A 16,011-nucleotide genomic window follows, 5' to 3' on the forward strand; every position below is an offset into this window, starting at 1 on the left:
ATGTATTTTACATCTTAATTTAGGTATTTTAAGCAATCAAAAAGAGCCTGGTTTGACCCAGACTCCTTTGATATCGACCTTATTCCATAACATCACTTTTCTCAGCTTTTTCTGCTACTTTTTTCATCACAGGGTCAATCATCGGTTTAAAGATAATACCGATTAACAAGAAGCCGATACCGAATAAGGATAAGAATATAACTTTCTTCGTTAAGATTTCAGGTACATAACCTCCGACCGCTTCTCTCATCGCATCAATCGCATACGAGAACGGCATAAACGGATGGATCATTTGGAAGAACTCCGGTGTGACTTCAATCGGGAATGTACCTCCGCCGCCTGCAATCTGCAAGACTAACATAATAATCGCAATGGCTTTCCCTGGGTTGCCGAGTAATGACACCAAGGTATACACAATTGATACGAACACGAGTGAGGAAAGGACTGAAAGTCCGATAAACCATCCAACGTGTTCCACTTGTGCTTTCAAGATAATCAAGTCCCCGATAGAGACAATCAAGGATTGGATAATACCGATTAGGTAGAACAGTCCCATCTTGCCGACATAAATTTCTCTCGTTGTGAGCTGCTGCGTCATGGCAGTGTGCTTGTTATCAGTCGTAAGCAAGCTCACCATCAGCAATGCTCCTACCCAAATCGCAAGTGCTGTATAGAATGGTGTACTTGCAGAACCATAGTCTTTAACAGGGAAAATATCTTTCTCTTTGATATTAATCGGGTTGGCGATGACATCTGCTTGTTTCTTCAAGTCGTTTTTCAGTAAATCCACCATTTTATCTACTGCGTCATCATCTTCAATTTCATTAAAGAGCTTATTCGCTTTTGCGATATCCTTCTCGATATCCGGCAAATCATGACGAATAAATTCTGCTAAGTTATGCAAGTCTTCTTTAGCTTGCGGCTGATTCTCATTCAGCAAGTCCACTAAACGATCATAACGGCTAAACAATGTCGGTACATTTTGGTTTACCGTTGCGGTTGTATCTGCCAGCTGTTGTTCCAACTCAGGCAAGTCGTTTCGGATAAATGATGCTGCTCGTTCTACACCTTGCTTGAACTCTGGATAGTAGTGCTGTGCAACTGCCATCGCATCCATATAACGTTGTTCGAGTCCCGGCAATGCACTCTGAATCGTGTCGATTCTATCACCAGCAATATTTAAGATAGATTGTCCTTCATCGATAACTTGATGAATCGTATTCAGTTTAGACTGCACTGCAGACAGTTTTGCTTCGCCTTCATTCAACACTGACATAATTTCATTAGAGACATTGATGAGACGTTGATTCAAGTCGGAGCGGATATAATTTCTCAAGTCGCTTAATGCACTATCCACACGCGGCAATTCTTTTAATAAATCCACCGCTTCGCTTTTACCTGAACTGCCGTTTGCTAAGGCATCTCTTAATTGGTTTTGTTTCTTAATCAAGTGATTGACTCTGTTGTTTGCGGCTTCTAACGCTTGTATCTCTTGAGATAAATCCACATGTTCTCTTTCTTCTAATTCTGAAAGAATATCAATCAGCTGTTGGTTGGTCTTGCTTGTCACTTCAAGACGTTCTGTCATATTGTCTAAAGTTCCTTTAAAGTCTTTAGGTTGACCAGAAGCTAATATACCGTAAGTGATATTTTCCATCGCTTTGATATCTTTTTGACTGCTTTTTACTTGCTGCTCTGCCTGTTTGGATAATGATAACAATGCAGTTGAGAGCGACGATTCCATTGCACTGACATCATTTTGATTGAATGTATCGTTGTTGGAATTATCGTTCGTACTCATTTGAGCAGTTTGATAATTTCTTGATGCAGACGTGCTTTGCGGTGCTGTATCAGCACGTTCTTGCAAGTTTTGATTTACATTTTGGTTCACGTCTTGTGCATTATCCAGCACTTCTTGATAACTGCCGACACGTTGCTCTACAGCTGATAAGTAACCTTGCGCTTCATTGAGACCTTGTTTGCCTGTCTCAACCCCTTCGCTCGCAATATCGACACCGCGGTTAATGCGCGGGAAGGCTTGCGGTACATCATTCGATGCAATATTTAAAGCACGTTCAATATTCGGCAAGTATTCATTCAGTGCGAGAATCAGTTTTGCTTTCTCATTCAATGCCGGTACTGCCGCATTCACTCTGTTTAATTTATCAACCGCATCTAAGACATCGCCTTTATAGTTGTCTAAACCTCTGAACTTATCAGCGTAGGCATCCAGCTGATCTTGGTTTTGATCCAAGTATAAGATTTTCTTTGCGAACTCATTGATTTTCGGTATAGAATCATTAGCTGTTCCGACTGCTTTTTTAATCTTGTTAATCGTCGGTATTTCTTTTTCCAGTTTGATACCTAAGCGGTTGGCTTCGTCTAGCAAGGCTTTTGTGACGGTCTCATTAAACTTCTCATTCGCCTTTTGGACAATTGCACTGGTACCTGCATCTGTCATTTTAGGCGCAATTGCGTTCAGTTTTTGGTTCACTTTATATTCTACATCTGCTTGTTGAGGGTCTTTTCTCAATGTTCCTGTAATTTGGTGGGTGAACTTATCAGGTATGTACATCGCAGCGTAATATTTACCCATCCTCAAGTCATGGTCAGCTTTCTTCCGGCTGACAAATTCCCAGTCAAAGTGATCATCTTTCTTTAAGGTATCGACAATGGTGTCGCCTACGTTAATCTGTTTGCCTTTGACTTTATCTCCTTTATCCTCATTAACCACAGCAATTTTTATATTTTTTGTGTTTCCGTACGGATCCCAAGTCGCATCCAAGTTAAACCATGCATAAAAAGACGGCAGTATGGCGATACCGCCTAAAATCACCAGCACACCTGGGTTTTTAATGATTTTCTTTAAATCCATCAGAAACAGCTGGATTGCATTCTTCATTTATACACCTCTAAAATTGTATCTATTTTAAACCTAACATTAATTCAAATTCACTATTTGTTTATTTTGTATAAATTGATATAATGGCTTCATTAGAAAGGGTATATCTCAAATAGTTAATCGGTGTCAACTTACCATAAGACTGTAACCAGTGTACCAAGTCAAACGATAGTTTGTACATAGTAAAGTATAATATTTAAGCGAGGTATTTTCATGAAGAAACAAAAATTATTCGTCTGTATGCTTTCGACTTCATTACTCCTTCCATCTTTCCCATTGAATAATATCAGCACAGCGGCTTCAGATGAGATCACTGCACCTGATGTCTCACAAGAGGATTCGAAAAGCAGCACACCAAAAGCATCAGACACTTCACATACAGAAGATAAAGCAGATGACTCAAAAGCTGCTTCTTCTGAAAATGATGATGACATAGAAAAAGGATCATCTAAAACAACAGAACCAAAATCTAAAGCGTCCACACATGATGAAACAGAGTCAGCACAAAAAACTGCGGACAATGCACAAGAACAAAAAACGACAAAACCATCAACTGACACTGATACACCTAGAAGCGATTATGATAAATATACGTTAGACTTCTTTAAACCAGCAGAACAACGTACAAACAATCATCGTTTCCATAGTTGGTTCAGCCGCTTCTTCCAAAGCAGTCAAAACGAAACAGACCAAACGTCTTCAACAAAACAAGAAACAACGTCTAACACGTCACCCAGTGGTTCTAATGAAACTTTCTTCATGAATGAAGATACCAACAATCAAACAGCACAGCCATCTGAAGATGAAACAGCGTCCCAACCAGATAACGATTCTGATACACCAGCACCTGAAACTGATACAGACAACAACGATGTATCTGAATCCTCTGATGAGACACAAGACTCTAATACACAAAATAACAACACTAACTCTGAAGCTTCACCGGATGTCTCACAAGATGACAATGACATTCTTCAGCAACTAGACGAAGCCAGTTCCAACGCTGCTGATGATTCAGCAACTATAGATAAAGATACACAAGAACCTTCAGAATCCAATCCAACCGAAACACCGGATAATGATGGTACTGAAACAGACACTTCATCAGAAAGTGATACAACACAAGATACTCAAGAAGACACAAAAGCACCTAAGACAGAATCACAAGCAGATGACCGTGTCTTAGAATCGATTCTAGATCAATACAGTGAAGATGCGAAACAAAGCAAGGCAGACTATGATGCGCAAAAAGAAAAACAAGCACAGCCTAAGATACACAAGCAATCCAAATCGCCACAAGCGTCTTCAAAACAGTCGAAAGAAAATCATGAAAATCCGCAATTGCCTTCTCAATCAGAGATGAAACACAAACAAAAGCCTGCACAATCGTTTGAAGGTGATTTAAGACGTTCGAACCTCAGAACAACTGCGACATTCCAATTGTTGCCGAATGTATCAAACCGCTCAGAGCAGTCTGGTGATTTCGCAGTCAGTGAAAATAAAGCTACACGCGACTTTATTAAAGCCATTGCGAAAGATGCACACCAAATCGGACAAGATGAAGATATTTATGCTTCTGTCATGATTGCACAAGCGATTTTAGAATCTGACTCAGGCAACAGCAGTCTAGCACGTGCACCGCATTATAACTTATTCGGTATTAAAGGTGCGTACCAAGGACAGTCCGCGACTTTTAATACGCTTGAAGACAGCGGAAGCAGTATGTATCAAATCTCTGCTCAATTTCGCAGTTACCCAAGTGAAAAAGAATCACTTGAAGACTATGCGGCGTTAATTAAAAACGGCATTGACGACAATCCGACGATTTATCAGCCGACTTGGAAAAGCGAAGCTTCAAGCTATCGTGCCGCAACGAGACACTTAGCTACAACTTATGCGACAGATACACGTTATGCGGATAAATTGAACAGTCTGATCCGTTATTATGATTTAACACAATTCGACAAACAAAAGATGCCTAACCTATCTGACTACCAGCCAAGTACGACAAAAAGCCATGGAGACTTTAAACCGTTTGAAGAAACAACCGGCAACACACCTTATCCGCACGGACAATGTACATGGTATGTCTATAATCGTATGGCACAGTTTAATCAATCTATCAGCGGCGACTTAGGTGATGCACGTAATTGGAATAATCGCGCAGAACGTAAAGGTTATCATGTCTCTGATGCTCCAAAAGCACATAGTGCAGTGGTCTTTGAAGCAGGCCAGCAAGGTGCTGATGGTATCTATGGTCATGTAGCTTTTGTAGAAAAGGTTAATCCAGATGGTTCTATTGTTATTTCTGAATCTAATGTTCAAGGTTTAGGCGTTATTTCTTATCGAACTATCGACGCACAAGATGCATCTGAATTAAGTTATATTGAAGGCCAAAAATAAAATTATTCCAAAGATAAAACGCTCCATTCAAAACCAAGCAATTGGTCCTTTGAATGGAGCGTTATTTATAATGATTTACTTCAATGAATTGAATGATTAAGATGATTTCGTTTTACGGCGTTTCACAAACCATGTAATACCGCTTCCGATAATAACGAATGCAATACCTAGCGGCAATGCTGAGCGTTTAGCGACTTCACCCGCTGCCGGCAAATCAAAGTTGCCGTCATCATCAAATAAACCGCTTAAGAAGTCATCAGACGGATTGCCTAAAGATAAAGCACGTCCTTGCGAAGGATTAGGAATATCCGGAATTTTATCCAACACACTGTCTCCGCTTAACAGTTTATCTAGGAGACTCGGTCCGCTGAATAAGCCTGTATGACTGCCAAGCAATGGTTTATCCAATCCACTTTCTTTAGACAGCTGCAGTAAGCTTGGTGTGTCTTTTAACGGATCAAAGATACCGCGTACATTTGATTTCAATCGACTGATATCATTATCTACTTTGAGTAAATGATTCAAATGGCGATCAATATCAGAAGTCATTAATTTTAACAGTTCAGCCTTCTTATCTTCTTTCTTTGCGATGATATTCGCTAATGCACGTGCTTTAGCATCGTTGAATTTAGAAGCTAATATCGTTTCAATCGCTTGGCGCTGATTATGTGCTTGGTCAATCACATTGCCAAGAATATCGTCGCCTGAAATATCAGAACCATAATGTTGTTTGAGCAGTTGTACAATTTGTGCACTGTTTGGATGATTGCGCATGATTTCTGCAGCTTTATCCACTGCTTCTTGTTGTTCAAATTTCGTAGATAATAAAGTCTGAATCAAAGCTTCTTTATCTTCTGCTTTATCAAACATAGATTCTAATAAGCTGTCGCTTGAGAAGGAAGAGAGTCCATCTAATTGACTTAAGACTTGGCTCGCAATTTGTGAGTCTGTTTTGCCTTTAGTTTCAATACGATCAAGTATAGACTGTGCTTGTTGTTCATCTACAGTACTTCCGATAATGGATTTTACTGCTTCTCGTTTATCTGAAGCAGATTGCAGGCGGTCTAAGACAATACTATCTTGTTGTTTTAAGTTTTCTTTAGTCGTTTCAATTTCATTTCTGAGACGGTCGGCTTTTGATTTTGAAAGTTCATGGCGTTCAGCTAATCTATTTTCCAGTTCCTGCAAGTTAGCCTCTTTATTTTGAACATATTGATCTAAATCTTGTTTCGTTGTTTCTCGTGCAGTCGTCACACGATTAATATCATGTCTAATATTACTTAATACTTGTGAAGCTTGTTTGTTCACTTCATCCGCTTTAGCGTCCTCGTTGTCAGAAAGGTCTCTTTCACCATCATTTAGTTTCCCGTTATCAACTTTATAAGAGAGTGCTTCTAAATCTGAGATAAATTCATCAATACTTTGATTGGCCTTTTCCTGCTTTAATTGAGCATCTGCCACTTGAGATGAAGTACTTGAATCACTTGTTTGTGCTTGTTGTGAAGCTTGATTCAAATCTTCACGCACTTTTTCTAATCGGTCTGACACATCCGCTGCTTCATTATCTTGAATTGTTTGATCTTCATTGTGAGTAGAAGTATTTGATTGTGTTTCATTATTTTTTGTTAAATCAGAAGCTGCTTTATCTTCTTTAAGTTGTGTTTCTTTTTCTTTCGCATCTTTTAAGATTGCGTCTATTTGCGATACACGCTCTGCTTTATTGATATCTGTTTTGAATTTAGTTTTATCACTATCATTCATTGTTTTAATACGATTAATTTCTTTTTTCGCTTCTTCTATACGCGACTTAAGTGTTGTTGCATTAGTATCTTGTGTGGTTTTAATATCTATTTGATTTTCCGCTGCCACAGTAGGTGTGGACGTTAAGTTATAACTAAATAACGTTGTACTTAACAATACAACAACACTTGAAAATTTAAATGAATGGCTGAACTTATTTTTATGATTTGAATCAGGGTATCTCTCTTTTTTCATTCACTTCACCTTTCCTCATCACTATACAGCTATCATTATATTAGTTTACACCTATCATTCAAAGAGGAAACTATTAATTGCTTTAATTCATCGATTTCTAAAGGTCTGTCTTTCTTTCTATGAATCATTCTATGGCAATTCGGACAAAGTGGAACTAAATCAGTTTGCGGATCTACACTAACTTCTTTTCTAGTAATGTACATTGGCTTAGTATGATGCACTTCAATGAATCCTTTACCTAATTCTCCATAATATTCTTCAAAGTTAAACCCACATACTTTGCATGTCATACCATGAATTTCTATAGCTTTTCTTCTAAGAGATTGGTCCCTCTCAAATCTAGTGCCATAACTTTTTATGAGTTTCCCTTCTTTATACAAGAAATTTTCTAATTCACTTTCTTCAGAAGCAGTGTTTTGTTCATTATCAAAACTATCTAAAATAAATTTAAGCAATTCATCCTTTAAGGATCTCGGCCCTTGAATATTTCCTTTTAATCCATACTTTTTAAGTTCTTTTAATGTTATAGGAGTTTGTGTTTTACTTTTTAATAATTTTAATTCCATGTAATTTCCATAATTTCCATAGTTTTCAGTATTAGTCATAAACTCTTTATCTTCCATAGACGCAGTTGATTTGTTTACATTTTGAATTATACACATATACATAATCCCCGAATAAGGCTTACTAGCATATATAAATACTTTATCTCCTGGTCGCGCTGACTTCATATTGTTACTTTGTTTCCAATCTATAACCTCTAACTTATTAAATGCACCAATTACATCATATGATTTTACATTACACGGTATAACCCAATATTTATTACTCATATCGCACCTCCATATTTTATTTTTTCATAATCCACCTATTTATACACCACACTAATTATATATATTTTAACTTTACCCTTTTCTATCTAAACTTGCTTAAACATTTCCTTAATCTTAAAATTAATGTGAGTAAATCAATACACGAGATGTATTGAATAATTAATGGAGTGATAAGCGTGGATACTAAAATAACACAGTTGAAAGACATCATTGATAATTCTAATAAGATTACGTTCTTTACAGGTGCAGGTATTTCAGTCGCAAGTGGTATTCCTGATTTTCGTTCTATCGGCGGTTTAAATGATGAAATTGCAAAGCAAGGTTTATCGCCTGAATATATCTTGAGTCATGATTACTTGCAAAGTAACCCAGACGGCTTCATGGACTTTTGTCATAAGTATTTATTGTTTGCGGATAAAAAACCTAATGTTGTACATGAATGGATCGCAAAACTTGAAGCGGAACATAAATCTTTAGGTGTTGTTACTCAAAATATTGATGGTCTGCATACAGATGCAGGCAGTAAAAATGTAGATGAGTTGCATGGTACATTAAATATTTTCTACAGTATCAATGATGAGAATGATCAATACTCAAAATTCGATATCATCGACCATAACTTGCGTCATAGTAAGAAAGACGGCAGTCCGCTCAGACCGGCCATTGTCTTATACGGTGAAATGTTAAATCAAATGACAATGTTCAGCGCATTAAGCAAAATCAAACAAGCGGATACTTTAGTGGTCTTAGGTTCTTCACTCGTTGTACAGCCTGCGGCTGGATTAATTTCCAACTTTGAAGGTGAAAACTTAGTCATCATCAATAAAGATGCGACATCTTATGATCATGATGCAGATTTAGTCATTCATGATGATATGGTCAACGTCATCAATGCACTTAATAACATTGACTAATCCTATTGAACCAGCAGCCTTCCATCTATATTTTGATGAGGCTGTTTTTTTTATGCTTTATTTTAAGATAATGTCACTATTTTATTTATTCACGTATGGTTGAACACGACCTAGGGTAATGAATAAGTAAGAGGTGATTGTACATGTTTAGTTTAAATAATCAAATCGCATTCGTGACAGGCGGCGCAAACGGAATCGGCAAAGGTATTTCTGAAACATTGGCAAAAGCAGGCGCAAAAGTGATTATCGGAGACATTGATGAAACCAACGGCAAACAAACAGCTGAAGCACTTAATGGCGTATTCTTCAAACTCGATGTGACAGACTCAACTCAAGTAAATAAAGTTGTCGGGGATATCGTTCATCAATTTGGAAAGATTGATATTCTAGCTTCAAATACAGGTGTTTATCCTCAAATCAACATCGAAGATTTAACAGAAGAAGATTGGGATTATGTACAAAATATCAACTTAAAAGGCACGTTCTTTGTGACACAAGCTGTCTTAAAAGTAATGAAAAAACAAAAATACGGACGTGTTATCGTGACTTCTTCAGTTACAGGTCCGAATACCGGCTATCCTGGTTGGGCACATTACGGTGCATCAAAAGCTGGACAACTCGGCTTTGTACGCAGTGCCGCATTAGAATATGCAAAATACGGCATTACTGTAAATGCTGTACAGCCTGGTAATGTATTAACTGAAGGATTAAAAGCTCAAGGCGAGGACTACTTAGAAGGTACACGCCAGATTATACCGACACATGAGTTAGGCGAACCTGAAGATATAGGTTATGCAGTAGCTTTCTTCGCTTCTAAAGAAGCTAAGTTCATTACTGGGCAAGCATTGATTATAGATGGCGGCCAAGTATTGCCTGAAGAACCTAGCGGTATCCTATAAACAGTAAAATCGCAGTTTTAGAGCTGATATACGCATAAAAATAAGACTACCCTGCACCGGGGTAGTCTTATTTCACATACACTGAAATTTATTGACCTAATGCTTTCAACGTATCTAACGCTACTTGTTGTGCAGATTGAGGGTTTTGACCTGTGATCAGTCTGCCGTCTGCGACAACGAATGATGACCAGTCTTCACCTTTTTCATATTCTCCGCCTTTTTCTTTTAGGGCATCTTCTAGTAGGAATGGCATGTTTTCTGTCACGCCCATTTGAGATTCCTCACTGTTAGAAAACCCTGCGATTTTTTTACCTTTGATTAAATTTTGGCCATTGTCTTTAATATTCAATAACCCTGCGGGACCATGGCAGACAGCTGTAACGTAGCCGTTATTTGAATAGATTTTTTCAGCTAGTTCAATTAAGCCTTTATCTTTTTCAAAGTCCCAAACTACACCATGACCGCCAGCGTAATAAATCACTTCATAGTCCTCTGGATTAACTTCTTCTGGTTTTAATGATTGATGAAGCTTTGTCATGAATTGATGATCTGTATAATATTTCCAATCCACATCTGTCATGAAGTCTTCAGATAAGCTTGCCGGATCAATCGGCACAAATCCGCCTTTTGGACTCACATAATCTACTTCATAACCTGCTTTATAGAACTCATCTGCGAAATGTACAACTTCTCCAAGCCATGCACCTGTGGGATGTTCTAAATCTTTATATTTCGAAACATTTGTGACTGCGACTAAAATCTTTTTCATTTGAGTCTCACCTCTTGTTTATTGATATGTTTCACTTTAACACTGCCTTCCCCTGCAAAAGGAAATGATTTGCTCAAAATGAAGAAGAAGTTATTGTAAATTTCATGTGTTCATCTTCTCTAAAAAACTCAAAATAACACTTTGTTCATTTTTTTAATTTTAGCCAAAAGTGCATCAAATCAATGTTTTTGACTATTTTTGACTAAATCTCTAAACCGCGTGAGCACAAGGTTTGATTAAGTTACGTAAACATTATAGAATAATTGTAGACAATTTGATTAGTGCAATCATTATTTGTCAAATTACTCAAGTTAGGAGGGATAGACGTGACAACTATTCAACAACACAACGGCTTTAAACGCACCTTTCAAAAAGGACATCTTACTTTAGGTTTAAGTATTCCTTTTGATGATAATGATTCAGTTGCGTTAGCGTTTGAGCAACAAGCACAGTTGGCACAGCTTGCGGAAAACTTAGGATTTACCAGCCTATTTGTACGAGACAATCCATTATACAGTCCGCATTTAGGCAAAGTCACCACAAACTACGATCCGTTTGTATTCTTAACGTATCTCAGTGCCAAAACCAATAAGATTGCGCTCGGAACAGCAAGTATTGTTGCGACATTGCGTCATCCGATTCATGTAGCCAAAGCTGCAGCAACTCTTGACTTGGTATCTGGCGAGCGCTTATTAATGGGACTTGCGACTGGAGACCGTTCTTTTGAGTTTCCAGCTTTCAAAGTCGAAACGAAAGACTTGCATATCCGCTTCAAAGACGCAGTCGCGTCTTTAAACGCATTATGGCAAGCACATTCTCCAGAGATTTCAAACTCTATCTTTGAGTTATACGAAGACTCAGGACTGCAAGTATTGCCGAAGCATCATCACATACCGATATTTGCGACAGGCAACGCAAAGCAAGACTTGAACTGGATTAAAGAAAATATGGATGGCTGGATGTTCTATCCCCAAGAATTCCAACTTCAAAAAGCCTTATTAGAGGCATGGCATGACAACGATGAATTCAAACCATTCATGCATCCATTAGTCATAGATTTATCCAAAGATCCAAACGAAAAAATCAAACCTGTTAAAGGCGGCTATAGACTAGGCAGAAACACATTGATTAACGTGTTGAAAGCTTATGAACGAATCGGTACTAATCACATCATGCTGAAACTCGATACACATGAGAGAACGTACCAAGATATTATGAACGAATTGGGCGATTATGTGATTCCGCATTTCCCACCAAATGATTTCAAGGAGGAACCTACAATATGGAACTATTAGATAGAATTAATACACTTGCAAATAAAGAAAAAGAAGTAACACTAAGTACTGAAGAAAAACAAGAACAACATGAATTGAGACAAGAATACCTTAAAATGATTCGCGGCCAAGTGGTCAGCACATTCTCAACATTAAAAGTTGTAGACCCGCTTGGTGAAGACGTTACACCAGATAAAATCTATAACTTACGCGAAGAAATGGGTACTTTAGACTTAAAACCTGAATAAGCAAAATAAAATAGATGAATAATAAATCTGGATAGTAACGGGTTGGACACTTCTGATAGAGGCATCCAACCCGTTTTCTTTTGCTTAAGCAGGATGAATAGCTTCCACAAACGTAAAAGTTTCATCCTCATATTCAAATTTTAAAATACAGCAGTTTGTAATTTTGATTTGTTTGACCGCTTCTACCGGCAAACAATGATGTGCAAATAGGAATAAAATATCTCCATGACTTGCTGCTACGACATTTTGATGCGGTGTCTCTTTTACAACTTGATGCAAAGTCTTTACTGTACGTGTTTGAACCTCTTCCACAGTTTCCCCGCCATAAGCCGCAAAGAAATCCCCCAAATCTACTACCCCATTTGGATGCGGAGGATTCAACAGCTCCGACTCCCCTTCAAACAAACCATAATTCCATTCTTTAATTCCTTTTAATCTCGTATAAGGTTCATCAGGGAATAAAATTTCTAACGTGTCAGATGCGCGTTCTTGTGTAGATGAAAACAATGCATAGTCTGTCAGATTTAATTGATCAAAATACAGCTTAGCCTTTGCGGCTTGCTGCTTTCCTAATTCAGTTAAAGGCGAATCTGATGCACCTTGAATTTGGTGTTTCTTGTTAAACAAAGTTTGTCCGTGTCTGATTAAATATAATGTCTTTTTCATGATTGTCTGCTCCTCATTTTAGTCCTTTCATCATTTGTATCGCTGTAGCTGTACTAAAAATGATGGGTGTTCCCTTTCATCATAACGAATCTCTTCTATATACGGTAATGGATTTTATTACGATTTTGATACATCTTTCATCAAGTATTCTCCAACCGTTTATACATTTTGTTCATTTCGTACAAATTAAAGCAATGAATTTATCATTTTATGCACTTCTATTATTTCAATTCCATGATAAGCTAAAAATAAATATTGTGAATGTTTTCACAAATTAAATATAAGGAGCGATTGAGTATGACAAAAGTATTAGTAGCAGGTGCAATTCCAGAGGCGGGATTAAATCAACTGAAAGCACAATTTGAAGTAGATATGTATACTGGAGACAAATTAATTACTGAAGACGAATTAATCGAACGTATTAAAGATGCAGACGGCTTAATCAGTTTATTATCCACAAATGTAAGCGAAAAAGTCATTGAAGCTGCACCGAACTTAAAAATTATCGCAAACTATGGTGCGGGATTCAACAATATTGACATTCAAGCAGCAAGAGCACGCGGCATCGATGTTACTAATACACCGATTGCTTCCACTAATGCCACAGCTGACCTGACAATAGGTATCTTATTAGCTGTAGCACGCCGTATCCCTGAAGGCGATCAATTATGCCGCACAAAAGGCTTCAACGGCTGGTCCCCGCTCTTCTTCCGCGGACGTGAAGTATCAGGCAAAACAATCGGTATCATCGGTCTGGGTGAAATCGGTTCTGCAGTTGCACGACGTGCAAAAGGTTTCGATATGGATATTCTATACTCTGGTCCATCACGTCATGAAGATAAGGAACAAGAACTCGGTGCACGCTATGTTTCGCAAGATGAACTGTTGAAACAAGCAGACTTCGTCACAATCAACTGTTCTTACAATGAAAGCATGCGCCACATGATTGATTATAACGAAATTAAAAAGATGCAGCCTACTGCGTACTTAATCAACGCATCGAGAGGTCCGATTGTTTATGAAGCTGAATTAGTCAAAGCCTTGCAAGACGGATTAATCGAAGGTGCCGCATTAGACGTCTTCGAATTCGAACCAGAAATTACTGAAGAACTGAAATCTATGGATAACGTTGTGATTACACCGCATATCGGCAATGCGACATTCGAAGCACGTGATATGATGGCTGAAATTGCGGCAGGTAACGTTGTCAAAGCACTCACAGGCGAAACACCGGATTATATTGTAAATAAATAGGAGTGATAACCAATGGTCGACACACAACAACGCTTTTTTAACATGGAAGATTTACCACGCTTCTCAGAGGAGGAAGCACAAAAAACTGTCTTTTATCAATCTGAACATTCTGCAGGTGCCGTTTGGTGCATGAAACCCGGCCAATACTTGCAATGTCATACCCACCAAAACGCAGATGATGTATGGATCGTGACACAAGGCGAAGGCACATTTTATACAAATGACGGACGAGAAAGAACCATCAAAGCGGGCGATATCATTGTATCATTACCTGGCGAAGCACACGGTATGACTAATACTGGTGATGAAGACTTTATCATGCTTGGTTTCGCTACACCGATGCCTTTAGACTTCATCCCTTATGTAAACTAAGCGAATTTTATAATTACCATTTTATAATCAACCTCCAAAACTTGAGATGAATGATGTTGCTGAAAGGACGTCATTCATCTTTTTTATGTGTAATTGACACTGACTTCGAATTTCTTGTCTCATAGAATGAACAGACATGCTAAGATAGAGGCATTACTATTTTCAAGGGAGTGCTCGATTATGGATCCGCTTATCAGTTTTATACTTATTTCACTACTCATCATTATTATTCCTGGTCCTGACTTCTTCATCGTTGCGACCAATACGATGAAAGGCAGTACTAAAAATGGAATTATGTCAGCCCTAGGCATATCGAGTGCACATGTGGTCTATTCATCCATCGCCGCTCTTGGCTTGATCTTTATACTCACGAGTTCGTATTATGCATTTACAGCCATCAAATTCCTGGGTGCCGTCTATATTGCGTATCTAGGTGTTAAAACTATATTGAATGCACGTAAAACCAGTAAGATTACGACTTCAAGCTATCCCATCAGGCATATCAGTTTGTTTAAATCATTCAGACAAGGCTTCATGAGTACCATACTTAATCCGAAAGCTATCCTCTTCTACATCTCAGTCTTGCCTCAATTTGTGACTAAGGATGAAGGTTCTTTGAAAATCATTTTCTTATCTGCACTCTTTATCGCTATTGTCTTTATTTGGTTCTTTTTATGCAGCTTCTTATTCACACACATTAAGAAATTATTTAATCAGCCGCTCTTTAAATCTATCTTTGATTATGTAGTAGGTGTTATTTTAATCGGGCTTGCGGTCAGTATATTAAAGTTCGAGCAGTAACATATGAAGCATAGAAATCTGTTAAACGGCTAATATATAAGCAAGGTATTTTCAGAAAGAAGTGAGTCAGATGGATATAACAAGAGGGATTAATCATATTGGATTAACAGTACCAGACATAGAAGCTGCGACACAATTCTTTAAAGCAGGTTTAGACGGTAAGGTGGCTTACGACAGTCAAACAGAAATGGATCCGCTCAGAGGCGGTAAAGCAGTAGAACGCTTTTTAGACCTTGAACAAGGCGCTAAAATCATCAAAAAACGCATGATGGTCTTCGGGAACGGTCCTAATATAGAAATGTTTGAATTTGTGAATGCTCATCAGCAAAAGCCAAGTGCTTTGCAAGACATTGGTTTTACACATATTTCCTTTTATGTAGACGATTTTGATAAAGCACTGCATCAAATCATACAAGCCGGCGGAGAACCTGTCTCAGAACCTCATGAGAACACACGCTATGAAGATACACTAGGTAATCAAACAATCTATATCAAAGCACCTTGGGGCAGCTTAATTGAATTACAGACATTGCCTCATGGCTATTATTATCCAAAAGAGAGTGAAGCTGAAGTCTTCATACCGAAAGAATAAACACATTTAAACATCTTATATATTACCTTTGAAGTACCTATGCTTAAATCAAAGCATGGGTGCTTCTTTGTTTATTCACATGAAATAAA

The 16,011-nt window shown here is 38.0% G+C and carries 14 protein-coding genes; 9 read left to right on the forward strand and 5 right to left on the reverse strand.

All coding sequences use genetic code 11. The features are described from left to right. Nucleotides 1-79: 79 nt before the first annotated feature. Nucleotides 80-2,902, reverse strand: coding sequence for a YhgE/Pip family protein (locus C7N65_RS08380; RefSeq protein ID WP_105994028.1), 2,823 nt, complete (start codon nucleotides 2,900-2,902; stop codon nucleotides 80-82). 213 nt (nucleotides 2,903-3,115) lie between these two features. Here C7N65_RS08380 and C7N65_RS08385 point away from each other — a divergent pair, with 213 nt between their 5' ends. Then, nucleotides 3,116-5,305, forward strand: a complete 2,190-nt coding sequence (locus tag C7N65_RS08385; protein WP_105994029.1) for an amidase domain-containing protein — start codon at nucleotides 3,116-3,118, stop codon at nucleotides 5,303-5,305. A gap of 96 nt (nucleotides 5,306-5,401) precedes the next feature. On the opposite strand, the gene C7N65_RS08390 is transcribed toward C7N65_RS08385, so the two are convergent. Together C7N65_RS08390 and C7N65_RS08395 are read right to left on the reverse strand one after the other, a co-directional pair. Further along, the gene (locus C7N65_RS08390; RefSeq protein ID WP_105994030.1) at nucleotides 5,402-7,300 is read right to left on the reverse strand and encodes a hypothetical protein; all 1,899 of its coding nucleotides are present in this window, start codon (nucleotides 7,298-7,300) and stop codon (nucleotides 5,402-5,404) included. Nucleotides 7,301-7,335: 35 nt separating this feature from the next. Beyond that, a complete protein-coding gene (locus C7N65_RS08395; protein WP_105994031.1) occupies nucleotides 7,336-8,133 on the reverse strand; it encodes an EVE domain-containing protein in 798 nt (265 codons plus the stop codon). Nucleotides 8,134-8,309: 176 nt separating this feature from the next. Between C7N65_RS08395 and C7N65_RS08400 the strand changes: the two genes are divergently transcribed. Both C7N65_RS08400 and C7N65_RS08405 read left to right on the forward strand, forming a co-directional pair. Beyond that, nucleotides 8,310-9,047, forward strand: a complete 738-nt coding sequence (locus tag C7N65_RS08400; protein ID WP_105994032.1) for an NAD-dependent protein deacylase — start codon at nucleotides 8,310-8,312, stop codon at nucleotides 9,045-9,047. Nucleotides 9,048-9,190: 143 nt separating this feature from the next. Continuing rightward, nucleotides 9,191-9,946 (forward strand): SDR family oxidoreductase, encoded by a 756-nt coding sequence (locus C7N65_RS08405; RefSeq protein WP_105994033.1) that lies wholly within the window; start codon nucleotides 9,191-9,193, stop codon nucleotides 9,944-9,946. An 88-nt stretch (nucleotides 9,947-10,034) separates the two neighbouring features. Here the strand turns inward: C7N65_RS08405 and C7N65_RS08410 are convergent, their stop codons facing one another. After that, the gene (locus C7N65_RS08410; protein WP_105994034.1) at nucleotides 10,035-10,715 is read right to left on the reverse strand and encodes a type 1 glutamine amidotransferase domain-containing protein; all 681 of its coding nucleotides are present in this window, start codon (nucleotides 10,713-10,715) and stop codon (nucleotides 10,035-10,037) included. A 326-nt stretch (nucleotides 10,716-11,041) separates the two neighbouring features. Here C7N65_RS08410 and C7N65_RS08415 point away from each other — a divergent pair, with 326 nt between their 5' ends. Together C7N65_RS08415 and C7N65_RS08420 are read left to right on the forward strand one after the other, a co-directional pair. Then, entirely contained in the window at nucleotides 11,042-12,010 is a 969-nt protein-coding gene (locus C7N65_RS08415; RefSeq protein WP_105994035.1) for an LLM class oxidoreductase, read from the forward strand. Continuing rightward, the gene (locus C7N65_RS08420; RefSeq protein ID WP_105994036.1) at nucleotides 11,998-12,237 is read left to right on the forward strand and encodes a DUF896 domain-containing protein; all 240 of its coding nucleotides are present in this window, start codon (nucleotides 11,998-12,000) and stop codon (nucleotides 12,235-12,237) included. The genes C7N65_RS08415 and C7N65_RS08420 overlap by 13 nt, the downstream gene beginning before the upstream one ends. An 84-nt stretch (nucleotides 12,238-12,321) precedes the next feature. Here C7N65_RS08420 and C7N65_RS08425 read toward each other — a convergent pair whose 3' ends face one another. Beyond that, the gene (locus C7N65_RS08425) at nucleotides 12,322-12,903 is read right to left on the reverse strand and encodes a histidine phosphatase family protein (protein WP_105994037.1); all 582 of its coding nucleotides are present in this window, start codon (nucleotides 12,901-12,903) and stop codon (nucleotides 12,322-12,324) included. Between the two features lie 297 nt (nucleotides 12,904-13,200). On the opposite strand from C7N65_RS08425, the gene C7N65_RS08430 reads away from it, so the two are divergent. From C7N65_RS08430 to C7N65_RS08445, 4 genes are all read left to right on the forward strand, one after another. After that, nucleotides 13,201-14,157 (forward strand): NAD(P)-dependent oxidoreductase, encoded by a 957-nt coding sequence (locus tag C7N65_RS08430; protein ID WP_105994038.1) that lies wholly within the window; start codon nucleotides 13,201-13,203, stop codon nucleotides 14,155-14,157. A 12-nt stretch (nucleotides 14,158-14,169) separates the two neighbouring features. Then, a complete protein-coding gene (locus C7N65_RS08435) occupies nucleotides 14,170-14,529 on the forward strand; it encodes a cupin domain-containing protein (protein WP_105994039.1) in 360 nt (119 codons plus the stop codon). A gap of 180 nt (nucleotides 14,530-14,709) precedes the next feature. Next, nucleotides 14,710-15,330, forward strand: coding sequence for a LysE family translocator (locus C7N65_RS08440; RefSeq protein WP_105994040.1), 621 nt, complete (start codon nucleotides 14,710-14,712; stop codon nucleotides 15,328-15,330). 70 nt (nucleotides 15,331-15,400) lie between these two features. Next, nucleotides 15,401-15,922: a VOC family protein gene (locus C7N65_RS08445; RefSeq protein WP_105994041.1), complete on the forward strand. Its 522-nt coding sequence runs from the start codon at nucleotides 15,401-15,403 to the stop codon at nucleotides 15,920-15,922. Nucleotides 15,923-16,011: the final 89 nt, after the last annotated feature.

This window comes from Staphylococcus simulans (assembly GCF_002994445.1).
Lineage (GTDB): Bacteria > Bacillota > Bacilli > Staphylococcales > Staphylococcaceae > Staphylococcus > Staphylococcus simulans_B.